Here is a 13,117-nt window from a genome sequence, read left to right as displayed (position 1 = left end):
GTCCCGTCGGGAGGGAGAGGCCATCCTGGAACGGCTCTGAATCGCGTCCGGCTCCCTGCTTCCGCGCGACCCTGCTGCGTCAACGACTTGCTCCGCTTGTTAGGAGTTGGATGGCTGCTCGGAGTGAAGGCGAGGGTCAGTGCTGATAGCTGCTGCACATTTGTGAAGGCGCGGGATTTCGTGTCGGTGGCTGCCGCCGAACCGGCGTGTGACTTCCGTCGTAGGCTGACTCCCGCACGTGACGGACAGGAGGCTGAGGTGGCCGAGACGACGCTGACCGAGACGATGGTGGCCGAGGTGATGGCCGAGCTGGCCGAGCTCGAGGACCCGAAGGCACGCGAGGTGAACGAGAAACACGGTGACGATCACGGTGTGAACCTCAGCAGGCTGCGCGCACTCGCCAAGCGGCTGAAGACGCAGTAGGAACTCGCGTGCCGGCTCTGGGAGACGGATGACACCGCGGCGAGGCTGCTGGCGATTCTGATCTGCCGCCCGAAGGCGTTCGAGCGTGACGCGTTGGACGTCATGGTGCGCCAGGCTCGCACACCCAAGGTGCACGACTGGCTCGTGAACTACGTGGTGAAGAAGAATCCGCACGCCGAACAGCTGCGCCTGGCCTGGTCCGCCGATCCGGATCCAGTGGTCGCGAGTGCCGGCTGGGCGCTGACCACCGAACGCGTGACGAAGCAGCCCGAGGGCCTTGACCTCGCAGGACTGCTCGACGTCATCGAGGCGGACCCGTCCTGCGGCGCCGGGTGTCGTTGTGCTGGACGGTGATCTCGTCCCGACCTGGAAGCCGGAGGACCACCACTTCTTCAGCACCGGCACCGCCTGGGGCACCTTCCCCCAGAAGCGGGCGGGCGTCACCCAGGATGACCGGCTCACTGTGAAGCAGGGCGCCGCCACCCTGAAGACGGTCGGCCTCGCCCTGCCCCAGGCGGGGAACCCCGAGCACATCAAGGTCTACCTGGACGGCAAGAAGATCGCGGGGACAACCTACGCCGTCGACGGCGCGACCACTGACGGTCACCCTCACCGCTGTGGGTCTCGCCACCACTACCGAGCTCGCCGGTTCGGCGTTGCGGGTGCACGTCATCCGTTGACCAGCCCGCGGCCCGGACGCTTCCCTTCATCCATCCGCCCTTGGGGAGCGTCCGGGCCGTGCTCTGCGGTCCGGTGTGATGCTGTCATCCGATGAATGACATCCGGAATATGGGTCTTTACGGGATGCTTGCGGGATGCCACACTAGCGCCAACCCCAATGGAAGCGCTTACAGCGCATGACGGTCAGAACTGTAAGCGCTTCCAGTTCATCAACAGGAGGTCGGGTGCACGACGAGCCGCGTCCCGAAGGGCAGGCGGACGACCGATCGGGCCCCACGGGAACGTCAACCGGTCCGACCATTTACGAGGTCGCCGAGCGTGCCGGGGTGTCCATCGCGACCGTCTCGCGCGCGCTGCGCGGCACCGGCCCGGTGTCGGGCAGGAGCCGCGAGAAGGTACTGAAAGCGGTCGAAGAGCTGCGGTTCGTGCCCAACCGCCGTGGGGTCTCGCTGGCCGAAGGGCGTCACGCGGCCAACGGCGTGGTGTTCCCCGCCCTGTCCGGGCCGTACTACGCGGAGGTCGTCCTCGGCTACGAGGAGGCCACCTCCGAGCTCGGCCAGTCGGTGATCATTCTGTCCACGGACGGCCGCGGCGACGTCGAGAGCCTCGTCCGCGACCTGGCCGGACGCGTCGACGGGATGGTCATCTTCGGCCGGACCGTGCCGGACGAGACGGTCGCCCAGCTCGTCGCGTCGGGCCTGCCCGTGGTGCTGCTCGCCCGCACTCCGGTCGAGGGGGCCGACACGCTCTCCGCGGAGAACACCGCGACAGCCGTACGGCTCACCGAGCACCTGCTCGCCCACGGTCACCGCCGCTTCGCGCTGCTCGGTGACGACGCGGGCGGCGACATCGCCGAGCGCTGGGACGGGGTACGGCAGGCACTGGCCGGGCACGGCATCGTCCCGGATCCGCCCGTCCCCAGCGAGTTCAGCGTCGAAGGGGCCTACGAGGCGGCCCAGGCGCTGCTGAAGACCTCGAACCGGCCCGACGTGATCGTCTGCGCCGACGACGAAATGGCGCTCGGCGTGCTGCTGGCCGCAGAGGACGCCGGCCTCGACGTGCCGGGCGACATCGCCGTCACCGGCTGGGACGACATCATGGCCGCCCGGCACGCCCGGCCCGCCCTGACCACCGTCCGCCAGCCCATGCGCGAGCTCGGCAGGCGGGCCGCCGCGGCGCTCGACGAGCTCGTCACCGGGGCGCGGACCGACAGACGCCACCTGATTCTTCCGACCGAGCTCGTGATCCGTTCGAGCTGCGGTTCCCACCCCCTGGAGGACCAGTGAACAACCACACGCGCCGCGCGGCCATCGGCCTGCTCGCCGCCGCCCTGCTGACCGGCTGTGGCCGTAGCGCCGGCCAGGCGCCGGAGCAGGCCAAGGACGCCGGGACCGGGAAGATCTCCGGCGAGGTCACCGTCTGGGCCATCGGCGAGGAGGGCAAGGCGCTCGGCGCCTTCGCCAAGGACTTCGAGGCGGCCAACCCCGGCGTCAAGGTGAACGTGACCCCCATCGGCTGGGACGTCGCCCACGACAAGATCACCTCAGCGATCGCGGGCGGTGCCACGCCGGACGTCAGCATGATCGGCTCGACCTGGTCGGGCGAGCTGTCCAAAACCGGCGCGCTCGACCCCACCCCGGGCAACCTCTTCAACAAGTCGGCGTTCTTCCCCGGCGCATGGAGCACCGTCGACGTCAACGGGACGGCGTACGGCGTGCCGTGGTACGTCGAGACCCGCGTCATGTACTACCGCAAGGACCAGGCCGAGAAGGCGGGGATCAAGCCGCCGACCACCTGGGAGGAGTTCACGACCTTCGTCAAGGCGCTCAAGGAGAAGGGCGGCGCGAAGAACGGCTTCAACCAGGGCTACACCGAGGGCTCCTGGCAGGAGTTCCTGCCGCTGGTCTGGCAGGCCGGTGGCGAGATCGTCAAGGACGGCACGTACACCTTCGACACGCCCGAGGCGGTCGCCGCACTCAACCAGTACCAGTCACTGTTCGCCGAGAAGCTCGCTCCCAACGACACCCCCAAGGGCGCCTTCCCGCAGAACTTCATCAAGGGCGAGGTCGGCGGCTTCTTCTCCGGGCCGTGGATGGTCGGCGTGCTGAACAACGACGGCGGCGCCGACTTCAAGGACAAGTTCGACCTGGCGCTCTACCCCAAGGGCCCGGTCGCGGCCACCAGCTTCGTCGGCGGCGCCGACATGGTCGTGTTCAAGAAGGCCAAGAACCGCGACGCGGCGTGGAAGTTCGTGCAGTGGCTGACCGACCCGAAGGTGCAGGCCAAGTGGTACACCACGGTCAAGGCGCTGCCCAGCGTGCAGTCGGCGTGGCAGCAGCCCGAGCTGACCGCGGACAAGCAGCTCGCGATCTTCGGTGAGCAGCTCAAGGACGCCAAGACCCCGCCGCCGTTCCCGACCTGGGAGCAGGTCGCCAGAGTGCTGGAGGGCGAGCTGGAGAAGGTCGCGCTCGGCACGTCCACGCCCGAGCAGGCGGCCAAGGCTATCCAGTCGCAGGCCGACACCATCGGGACCGGCCTGTAGCCATGGCCGTGCTCACGGAGGAGCGCGCGGGTCCTGCCGCTCCCACCCCTGCCAATGTCAGAATCCGCGGCCCGCTCAGGCGGGCGGGCCTCGGCTGGGTGTTCGTGCTGCCGTTCGTGGTGATGTTCGTCGTGTTCCACCTCGGCCCGCTGCTGGCCGGGCTGGGCATGAGTGTCACCGACCTGCGCAGCACCGACGTCGCCGACCCGTTCGGGGTCGACCTGGTCGGCGTGGAGAACTACATCCGGCTGGCGAACGACGAGGCGATGCGCAAGGCCGCGGTCAACACCGCGATCTTCGTGGTCACGGCGCTGCCGCTGACGATCGCGCTGGGCCTGGCCGCGGCGGTGGCGCTCAACTCCGGCATCGCCCGGCTGCCGGCCGCGTTCTTCCGCCTCGGCTACTACCTGCCGCACATCACCAGCATCATCGGCGTCGCGGTGGCCTGGAAGTTCCTGCTCGAACCCGACGCGGGCCTGGTCAACAGGCTGCTCGAACTCGTCGGCGTCCAGGGGCCCGCCTGGCTGCAGGACGAGACGACCGCCCTGCCGTCGATCATCGTGATGACCGCCTGGCGCAGCTTCGGCTTCGACATGGTCGTCTTCCTCGCCGCGCTCCAGGGCATCCCGAAGGAGCTCTACGAGGCGGCCGAGGTCGACGGCGCGACCCGCCGGCAGCGGTTCTGGAACGTGACCGTGCCGCAACTGCGCCCGGTGCTGCTGTTCTGCACCGTCTACAGCTCGACCGGCTTCATGCAGTTCCTGGAAGAACCTCTGGTCATGACGGGCGGTGGCCCGCTGAACTCCACGCTGTCCGCCTCCTACGCCATCTTCGAGCAGTTCGGCGTGGGCAACTACGGCTATGCGGGCGCCGCGGCGACCGTGCTGTTCACCGTGATCGTCGCGCTCGCCGTACTCCAGCTCAGGATCGGGAGGGAGCGGACGTGAGACGCACCCGCCGCCAGAACGTCGTCACCTACCTCGGGCTCGGGCTCGGCCTGCTGCTGGTGATCGGCCCGTTCCTGTGGGCCGGGCTGAGCTCGTTCAAACCGGAGGCGGAGATCAGGCGCGATCCGCCGACTTTCTGGCCGGAGACGTTCACCCTCGGCAACTACGCCGAGCTGTTCGACCGGGTCGCGATCGGGCAGGCGTTCCTCAACAGCCTCCTTGTCGCGCTGATGATCGTCGCCGGCAACCTGCTGTTCTGCTCCATGGTCGGGTACGGCTTCGCCAAGCTGCCGTTCCGGGGAAGGAACGCGGTGTTCGCCCTGGTCCTGGTGCAGATGGCGGTCCCGGCGATCGTGCTGATGATCCCGCAGTTCGTGTTGATCGCGAAGCTCGGCCTGGTCAACACGTTCCTCGGCATCATCCTGCCAGGCCTCATCACCCCGCTGGGGGTGTTCATGATGCGGCAGTTCATCGCCGACCTGCCCGACGAGCTGATCCACGCGGCCAGGGTCGACGGGGCGGGGGAGTTCCGGATCTTCTTCGGGATCGTGCTCCCGCTCTGCAGGCCGGCCATGGCCACGCTCGGCCTGATCACCTTTCTGGGCGCGTGGAACAACTTCCTCTGGCCCGCCGTGGTGGCCCAGTCGGAGGACATCTACACCCTGCCCGTGGCCCTGAACATCCTCAACGGCCACGAGGGCACCCACTACAACCTGCTGGTCGCGGGCGCGGTCATGGTGGTCGCCCCGATCCTCGTCCTGTTCGTCTTCCTGCAGCGCTTCTTCGTCCAGGGCATCGCGACCTCCGGTCTCAAGTAGTCCCGGTCTCAAGTAGTCAAGGAGCACCCCCCCATGCGTAAGACGCTTCTCACCGGCATGCTCACGATCAGCCTGCTCGCGGCCTCGACGCCCGCGAGCGCCACGAGTGGTCCTTCGTGGAAGGACCGGGTCACCCTCTGGAAGTACGCCGCCGACACCTGGCGCTCGATGAACGCCATGGTGGACCCGGTGACCGGCGTGCCGTCCGACAAGGTCTCCGGCGACCTGAAAACCAGGGCGAAGGTCACCTCGCCCACCAACCTGGCCACCTACCTGTGGAGCGTCATCTCGGCCCGCGACGTCGGCCTGATCGGGTCGTACGACGCGACCAGACGGGTGCGCAGGGTGCTCGACGCGCTGGAGAGGATGGAGCGGCACACGCCGAGCGGCCAGTTCTACAACTGGTACGACCCGGCCACGCTCCAACTGGTCCGCACCTGGCCGGACAACGGTAACCCCGTCCACCTCTTCGCCTCCAGCGTGGACAACGGCTGGCTGGCCAGCGCGCTGATGATGGTCCGCTCCGCCGTACCCTCCCAGACAGAGAAGGCGCAAGCCGTACTGTCTCGGATGAACTTCGCCTCCTACTACGACCCGGACGCCCGCCCGGACGCCGGCACCGGCCTGCTGCGCGGCGGGTTCTGGCCCGAGAAACCCGAGGGCTGCTCGATCGAGGGCGACTACGCAGGAACCGGGGCCAAGGTCTACTACACCTGCCACCACTACGGCGCGCCCGGCGAGACCAGGATCGGCACCTATGTCGGCATCGCGCTCGGCCAGATCCCGCGCGAGCACTACTACGGCCTGTACCGCACCTTCCCGGACAACGGCTGCGACTGGGCCTGGCAGGACCAGAAGCCGGTCGGCTCGTGGAAGGAGTACCTGGGCGTGAAGGTCTGGGAGGGCACGTACGGCTACCGCGGCATGCGGGTGATGCCGACCTGGGGCGGCAGCATGTTCGAGGAGCTCATGGCCGACCTGGTCGTGCCGGAGCAGACCTGGGCGCCCAAGAGCTGGGGCCGCAACCACCCGGTGTTCGTCAAGGCGCAGATCGAACACGGCCTGAACGAGGCCAGGTACGGCTACTGGGGCTTCTCGCCGTCCAACGATCCGCACGGCGGCTACCGCGAGTACGGCGTGGACGGTCTCGGGCTGCAGGCCGAGGGCTACACCTCCGACGCCGAACGCACCCAGGTCGACCCCGGCTACGAGGGCTGCAGGCCCGCCCAGCCGGAGCCGACGGCCTACGGCGACGGCGTGGTCACCCCGCACGCGACCTTCCTCGCCCTGCGCTACGCCCCCGAGCAGGCCCTTTCCAACCTGGCCCGGCTGAAGAGGAACTTCGACGCCTACGGGCCCGGCGGCTTCTACGACGCGGTCGCCGTGCGCTCGGGCAAGGTCTCGAAGTACTACCTCGCACTCGACCAGGGCATGATCATGGCCGCGCTCGGCAACGCGCTGGCCGGCGACAACATGCGGCGCTATTTCGCCACCCAGGCGGTGGAGGCCGCGCTGCGGCCCGTGATGGAGCCCGAAGAGTGGGACGTCCGTGGCTGAACGAACCAACGCAATCACCTATCGGGGAGATCGAAAGATGACGACGGCCGAGACCGCACGGCGTGACTGGCAGGAGCGAATCCACCTGGCGTCGGGGGAGGCGACGGCCTACGCCGAGGTCGAGCTGATCGCACCCGCCGGGCTGCGCGCCGCGCCCGGCGCCGGACACGTGACCCTGGAATGGGACCCGGTGCCGGGCGCCATCGGCTACCTGGTGCACCGGGACGGCGTCTCGGTCGAACAGCCCGATGTCGACGTCCCGGCCGTTCCCGTGTGCCGGTACGTCGACACCGGCCAGGGCCCGGCGAGCTACGCCGTGGCCGCGATCGCCACCATGAACGTGACGGGCCCGTTCTGCGCGCCGGTCGAGGCCGCACCGCTCGACGCCGCCTCGCCCGCGGTGACAGTCCGGGTGGACGCCGCCGCCGTCACGCGGGAGCTGCCGCGGCCGTGGAAATACATGATCGGCGCCGAGCACCTGTCCCACATGCTGAGCGCCGATCTGACCGGGGGCAGGCCGATCGGCGCCGAACTGACCGAGGCGCTGCGGACCATGCGGGAGGAGATCGGGGTGGAGACCGTGCGGGCGCACGCGATCCTCTGCGACGACCTCGGCGTCTACCGCGAGGTCGACGGCGAACCCGTGCACGACTTCGCCAAGGTGGACGAGGTCTACGACACGATCATGAGCTTCGGGCTGCGGCCGATCGTGGAGCTGTCGTTCATGCCGCGCGACCTGGCCGCCGACCCGGCCAAGACGGTGTTCGGCTACCAGGCGATCATCTCCCCGCCCAAGGACTACGACCGGTGGGGCGACCTGGTGCGCGCCCTGACCGCGCACCTGGTCGAGCGGTACGGCGAGCGCGAGGTGATCGACAACTGGGCGTTCGAGGTGTGGAACGAGGCCAACCTGGAGGTGTTCTGGTCCGGCACCCCCGAGGAGTTCTTCCGTCTGTACGACGTCACCGCCGCGGCCGTGAAGTCGGTTCATCCGGACCTGCGGGTCGGCGGCCCCTCCTCGGCGGCCAACGGCTGGGTCGAGGAGTTGCTCACGCATGTGGACGCCTCGGGCGCGGCGCTTGACTTCGTCTCCACCCACACGTACGGCAACGCCCCGCTGGACTGGCGGCCGGCGCTGGAGCGGCACGGCCGTACTGGGACCCCGATCTGGTGGACCGAGTGGGGGCCCACCCCGACGCACTTCCACGGCATCGGCGACGGGCCGTTCGGCGCGACGTTCCTGCTGCACGGCATGAAATCGGCCGCCGGGCGCATCGACGCGCTGGCGCACTGGGTGGCCTCCGACCACTTCGAGGAGCTCGGCCGCCCGCCGAAGCTGTTCCACGGCGGATTCGGCCTGCTGACCGTCGGCAACCTGCGCAAGCCGCGGTTCTTCGCCCTGTCGCTCGCCGAGCGGCTGGGCCCGCAGGAACTGGCCGCCGAGGTGAGCGGGGACGTGGGCGGGGTCGAGGTGTGGGCCGCCAGGCACGAGGATGGCCGGATCGGCGTCCTCGTCTGGAACGGCACCCTCAACCAGGCGCAGTCCGACGGCGCCCCGGAGCTGACCCGCACGGTCACGCTCAGCCTGGAGGGCCTGCCGGCCGAGCCGTACGAGCTGCGCCACCTGCGCATCGACGAACAGCACTCCAACATCCGCGCCGCGTGGCGGGCGATGGGCGATGCCGACTGGCCGAAGGACGAGCAGTGGGACGAGCTCACGGCGGCCAACACCCTGGAGGAGTACGAGCCCTCCCGCACGGTCACGCCCCCAGCCGTGATCACCTTCGACCTGCCCATGCCGGGCGTCTCGTTCCTGGAATTGACGAGGCGGCCGTGATGGTTGCGGGGACGCATCACGTGTCAGACCGGCGGCCGAACATCCTGTTCATCATGGCCGACGACCACGCCGCACACGCCGTGAGCGCCTACGGCAGCAGGATCAACGAGACCCCGCACATCGACCGCATCGCGAACGAGGGCATGCGCCTGGACAACTGCTTCTGCACCAACTCGCTGTGCGCGCCAAGCCGGGCCACGATCCTGACCGGCACCTACAACCACGTCAACGGCGTGCAGACGCTGTCGACCGAGTTCGACGCCCGCCAGCCGGCCCTGCCCGGCCTGCTCCAGGAGGCCGGGTACCAGACCGCGATCGTCGGCAAGTGGCACCTGGGCCACGGCGGCGTGCACGACCCGCGCGGCTTCGATCACTGGACCGTGCTGCCCGACCAGGGCCGCTACCACAACCCGGTCTTCATCGACATGGACGGCACCCAGCGGGTGATCCCGGGCTACGCCACCGACATCATCACGGACCTGTCGATCGAGTGGCTGTCCCGAAGGCAGGCCGACCGGCCGTTCTTCCTGATGGTGCACCACAAGGCGCCACACCGGAACTGGGAGCCGGACGCCAAGCACCTGGACATGTACCCCGGCGACCTGCCGGTCCCCGACACCTTCTTCGACGACTACACGGGCCGATCCACCGCCGCTCGCGCGGCGAAGACGCGCGTCGCCGACGACCTGCGCCTGGACGATCTCAAGCGGCTGCTGCCGCCCGGGCTGACCCAGGACGAGCAGGCGCTGTGGAAGTACCAGACCTACATCAAGGACTACCTGCGCTGTGTCGCGTCCGTGGACGACAACGTGGGCCGACTGCTCGACCATCTCGACGAGCAGGGCCTGGCCGAGGACACGATCGTCGTCTACACCTCCGACCAGGGGTTCTTCCTCGGCGACCACGGCTGGTACGACAAGCGGTTCATGTACGAGGAGTCGCTGCGGATGCCGTTCGTCATCCGCTACCCGCGGGAGATCCCCGCCGGGTCGGTCGGTGAAGCCCTGGCGACGAACGTGGACTTCGCCCAGACATTCCTGGACTTCGCCGGGGCCGAGGCCCATCCCCGGATGCAGGGCCGGTCGCTGCGCCCGCTGCTGCGCGGTGAGCGCGTCGCCGACTGGCGCACATCGGTCTACTACCGCTACTGGGAGCACGACGACGGCATCCACCACGTGTGGGCGCACTACGGCGTGCGGACCGAGCGGCACAAGCTCGTCTACTACTACGCCGACGGCCTCGGCCTCCCCGGCACCTCGAACCAGGTGTTCGCCCCCGAATGGGAGCTGTTCGACCTGGAGAGCGATCCCTGGGAGCTGCGCAGCGTGCACGACGACCCGGCCTACACCGACGTGCGACGGGAGTTGGCGGCGGAGCTGGCACGGATCCAGGCGGAGATCGGAGACAAGCCCCATGCGTGAGCCGTACGAGGCGACACTCGAATCGTTGCGGCGCCACGAGGTGCCGCAGTGATTCGAGGACGCCACCTCAAGGCGTACCGGCCGTGCGGTACGACGACTCCCTGCACCGATGGCGGGCCGAACGCTTCGCTTCCAGGGGAGACCACGCACCCGGCTTGTTCGGCGATGCTGGAGGTCGGATGCGCCCGGCGGACGATCTTCCTGGCGCGGCGGCTCCGAGATCGCGACCTCCAGGACGAGGCCGAGTCCGGGTTGAACATGGTGGACACCAGGCCGGTCGCGCCGCGGCGAACGCCTCCGGCCGGCAGGTCACGTTGCTGCATGTCTGACCTTGGCAGACCAGCCGGAGTTCACCCCTGCCGGGCGGTCTCGGGTTCGTCATGGGTGATGTGCATGAGCTGACGCCAGAGCGCCACCACGAACACGGCGGAGCCGGCGAAGGCGAACCAGAAGGGGGCGGTCACGCCGTAATGGGCGGCCAGCCCCCCACCGATGAGCGAACCGGCGACCAGGCCGCCGAAGACGCAGATGGTGTTTACGCTGCCGACCCGGCCCTGCAGTTCGGCCGGGACGGCCCGCTGGCGGACGGTGACGGAAGTGGTGCCCCAGATGAACGCATGCGCGCCGAATGCCAGGAAGATCACCGAGGCTACCCATGGGGAGGTGGTGAGTGCGAGGCCGAGATGGGTGAGCGTCTCGAGGATCAGTCCGACGCGCATGATCACCCCGAGGCTGAACCGGCGGGTGATCGCCCCATAGAGGGCGGTGCCGATGAGCCCACCGATCGCGCCGATCGTGGTGAGCAGGCCAAAGCCAATCGAGCCGAGGTCGAGCCGCTCCAGGCTGTAGAGGACCAGCACTGACCAGGCGGCGCCGAACGTGATGTTGAAGATCAGGATGGTGAGAGCCAGCGTCCGTACGGCGGCGTGCCGGATCGTCCAGTCGAATCCTTCCCTGAGGTCGTGCCAGAGGCCCGCGCCGCCGGCGCCGCTTTCCCGCCCATGCGGCGGCAGCACGACCCGGGAGATCATGACGAGCCCGGCCGCGACGAGCAGGAGTTGCCCGGCGAACGGCCAGGTCGCTCCGGCGGTGAAGAGCATCGCGCCCAATGGCGGCCCGGCGAGCTGGTTGAGGGTGAGGAACCCGGTCTGCAGCCGGGCGTTCGCGACCACGAGATCGTCGCGGGCGACCAACATAGGGGTGAGCGTCGACGTGGTGTTGTCGGCGAACACCTCGGTGATCCCGATCAGCGCCAACGCGATCAATGCCCCCGTCACCGTCACGGTCCCGGTGGCGATCATCGCGACCAGTCCGGCCAGGATGGCCAGCCGTACGGCATTGGCCACCAGCACGATCCGCCGCCGGTCCAGCCGGTCCGACAGCACCCCCGCGTAGAGGCTGAACGCCAGCGGCGGCGCCCAGCCGATCAGTGCCCCCAGTGAGATCAGGAACGGGTCGCGCGTCAGCGATGCGATGAGCAACGGCGCCGCCGCCATCGCCACGCCATCGCCGAAGTTGGTCACCCAGCTCGATCCCAGCAGCCACCGGAACGATGGCCCCAGCCGTTCGGGCACAAGTCGCCCAATTACTCTCGGTATCACAGTCCCAGGACCTTACGCCCCACCTTTACCAGCAGCAACGCAAATACGAGCGCCCCGGCGACCCCCGTTATAGCGCCCGCCGGATGCCCGATACCGGTGAGACGAGCGGGCTCTGGCCGTGACCCCCACTCCCGCCGGCAGAGAGCGACGAGCGTGGCGCGTCTCGGTATGGACATCGGTCGTTGATGCGAGTGATCGCGGCAACACACGGTGTCAACGAGGCCACACCGCAAGACTTCTGATGGGGCCAGGTGGCGCTCCGACCGCGATCGACGGCCGTCGCCGGGACGCAACCTCAACGAGAGCTGAGCATGGCGGCTGCTGCGAGCTGCCATGCTCAGGCCGGCGTCGCACGCCTGCATACGGTCAGCGCGCTCCGAACATCAACGTGAAGGTCGCGCCGCGGTTGCCGGAACCATCGGCGTAGCGACTGACCCCAGGACCGGCGTCCCTGAAGCCAGGATTAAGGATGGCGGCGCGGTGCCTGTTGTCGGCGTAGTTGTTCTCTGGGTGGTGATTCATCCACCAGTACACAGCGGACCTGGCGGTACCCCAGGCCCATCCGGCGGGCACCACATTCGTGCCGTCGCTGGTCCCGACACCCCACTGGGTGTTCTCGCCCAGCGTGATCGGCCCGTATCCCGAGGCGGCGAAGCGCTTTTCCGGCCAGTCGAGTCCAGGACGGGAATCCCAGTGGCCGCATTCCCAGTTCGGATTGGGCGGGCAGCCTCGCGTGGGGTTGAGAGCCCAGTTCTCCGAGTGCGCTCGCGCCGCGGCCGCGAGTTGCCGGCTGTAGCAGAGCGGCTGTAGACCACGCTGCGTTCGCTCCACGTTCACGAGGTGAAGTACCGCATGCTCGACGGTGCCGACGTCGGCGGCGCTCTGAGGCACCCTGTCGACATAGGCGGCGTACGGCTCTTCCGCCGCCCGGCAATCCCGGGGCGGGATTATGGGCGACTCCGAGTCCCACCACGATACGCCGCCGTCGTACCAGAACGTATGCCGCAGCGGGTCGCCCGGCCCGATCCAGAACACCTCCATGGTGTTCGGCATGCGCGAGACAGCGGCGATACCCGCCTGCGGCGCCGCGACTCCGGCCGGAGCAATTCTGGGCTGGTTGCCCTGCGTCCATGCGCCGCCTTCGTTCCAGAACGCGTGCTGGACCGATCCGTCCTGTCCGATCCAGAAGACCTCTATGGTGCCGGGTTTGCGGGCGAGTGCGGCGATGCTCGTCTGTGGTGCGGCGACCTGGGGTCCTGTGATCTTGGACTGTGGCTCCAGCTTCCAGCG

10 protein-coding genes and 1 pseudogene are annotated in these 13,117 nt (G+C 68.8%); 9 read left to right on the top strand and 2 right to left on the bottom strand.

Going from position 1 to position 13,117, the window contains the following annotated elements; all coding sequences use genetic code 11:
- The first annotated feature begins 258 nt into the window (after nt 1–258).
- From ACFXJ8_RS08450 to ACFXJ8_RS08410, 9 genes and pseudogenes are all read left to right on the top strand, one after another.
- Complete coding sequence (locus tag ACFXJ8_RS08450; RefSeq protein ID WP_379643171.1) at nt 259–423, top strand: hypothetical protein; 165 nt, start codon at nt 259–261, stop codon at nt 421–423.
- Nucleotides 424–435: 12 nt separating this feature from the next.
- A pseudogene (locus ACFXJ8_RS08445) lies at nt 436–777 on the top strand (DNA alkylation repair protein); the annotation flags it as partial.
- Between the two features lie 551 nt (nt 778–1,328).
- Complete coding sequence (locus ACFXJ8_RS08440) at nt 1,329–2,390, top strand: LacI family DNA-binding transcriptional regulator (RefSeq protein WP_379643170.1); 1,062 nt, start codon at nt 1,329–1,331, stop codon at nt 2,388–2,390.
- On the top strand, nt 2,387–3,646 hold the full coding sequence (locus ACFXJ8_RS08435) for a sugar ABC transporter substrate-binding protein (RefSeq protein WP_379643169.1): 1,260 nt from the start codon (nt 2,387–2,389) through the stop codon (nt 3,644–3,646). Before ACFXJ8_RS08440 ends, ACFXJ8_RS08435 begins: the two co-directional genes overlap by 4 nt.
- A 2-nt stretch (nt 3,647–3,648) precedes the next feature.
- On the top strand, nt 3,649–4,593 hold the full coding sequence (locus ACFXJ8_RS08430; protein ID WP_379643168.1) for a carbohydrate ABC transporter permease: 945 nt from the start codon (nt 3,649–3,651) through the stop codon (nt 4,591–4,593).
- Nucleotides 4,590–5,411, top strand: coding sequence for a carbohydrate ABC transporter permease (locus ACFXJ8_RS08425; RefSeq protein WP_379643167.1), 822 nt, complete (start codon nt 4,590–4,592; stop codon nt 5,409–5,411). The genes ACFXJ8_RS08430 and ACFXJ8_RS08425 overlap by 4 nt, the downstream gene beginning before the upstream one ends.
- 33 nt (nt 5,412–5,444) lie before the next feature.
- Nucleotides 5,445–6,968: a glucoamylase family protein gene (locus ACFXJ8_RS08420; protein WP_379643166.1), complete on the top strand. Its 1,524-nt coding sequence runs from the start codon at nt 5,445–5,447 to the stop codon at nt 6,966–6,968.
- 37 nt (nt 6,969–7,005) lie between these two features.
- A complete protein-coding gene (locus tag ACFXJ8_RS08415; protein ID WP_379643165.1) occupies nt 7,006–8,805 on the top strand; it encodes a hypothetical protein in 1,800 nt (599 codons plus the stop codon).
- A complete protein-coding gene (locus tag ACFXJ8_RS08410; RefSeq protein WP_379643276.1) occupies nt 8,805–10,226 on the top strand; it encodes a sulfatase in 1,422 nt (473 codons plus the stop codon). The genes ACFXJ8_RS08415 and ACFXJ8_RS08410 overlap by 1 nt, the downstream gene beginning before the upstream one ends.
- A 350-nt stretch (nt 10,227–10,576) precedes the next feature.
- On the opposite strand, the gene ACFXJ8_RS08405 is transcribed toward ACFXJ8_RS08410, so the two are convergent.
- Both ACFXJ8_RS08405 and ACFXJ8_RS08400 read right to left on the bottom strand, forming a co-directional pair.
- Entirely contained in the window at nt 10,577–11,800 is a 1,224-nt protein-coding gene (locus ACFXJ8_RS08405) for an MFS transporter (RefSeq protein WP_379643164.1), read from the bottom strand.
- Between the two features lie 393 nt (nt 11,801–12,193).
- Nucleotides 12,194–13,117 (bottom strand): CAP domain-containing protein (locus ACFXJ8_RS08400; protein ID WP_379643163.1); only part of this gene is annotated, 924 nt, incomplete at its 5' end.

Source organism: Nonomuraea sp. NPDC059194, assembly GCF_042754765.1.
Taxonomy (GTDB): Bacteria; Actinomycetota; Actinomycetes; order Streptosporangiales; family Streptosporangiaceae; genus Nonomuraea.
Note: the sequence above shows the minus strand (reverse complement) of the source record. Positions and strands in the feature narration are given on the sequence as shown.

Excerpts from the sequence above, each read along its gene's own strand:
- ACFXJ8_RS08430 (WP_379643168.1), top strand. The coding sequence starts at position 3,649 with ATGGCCGTGCTCACGGAGGAGCGCGCGGGTCCTGCCGCTCCCACCCCT.
- ACFXJ8_RS08420 (WP_379643166.1), top strand. The coding sequence starts at position 5,445 with ATGCGTAAGACGCTTCTCACCGGCATGCTCACGATCAGCCTGCTCGCG.
- ACFXJ8_RS08415 (WP_379643165.1), top strand. The coding sequence starts at position 7,006 with ATGACGACGGCCGAGACCGCACGGCGTGACTGGCAGGAGCGAATCCAC.
- ACFXJ8_RS08410 (WP_379643276.1), top strand. The coding sequence starts at position 8,805 with ATGGTTGCGGGGACGCATCACGTGTCAGACCGGCGGCCGAACATCCTG.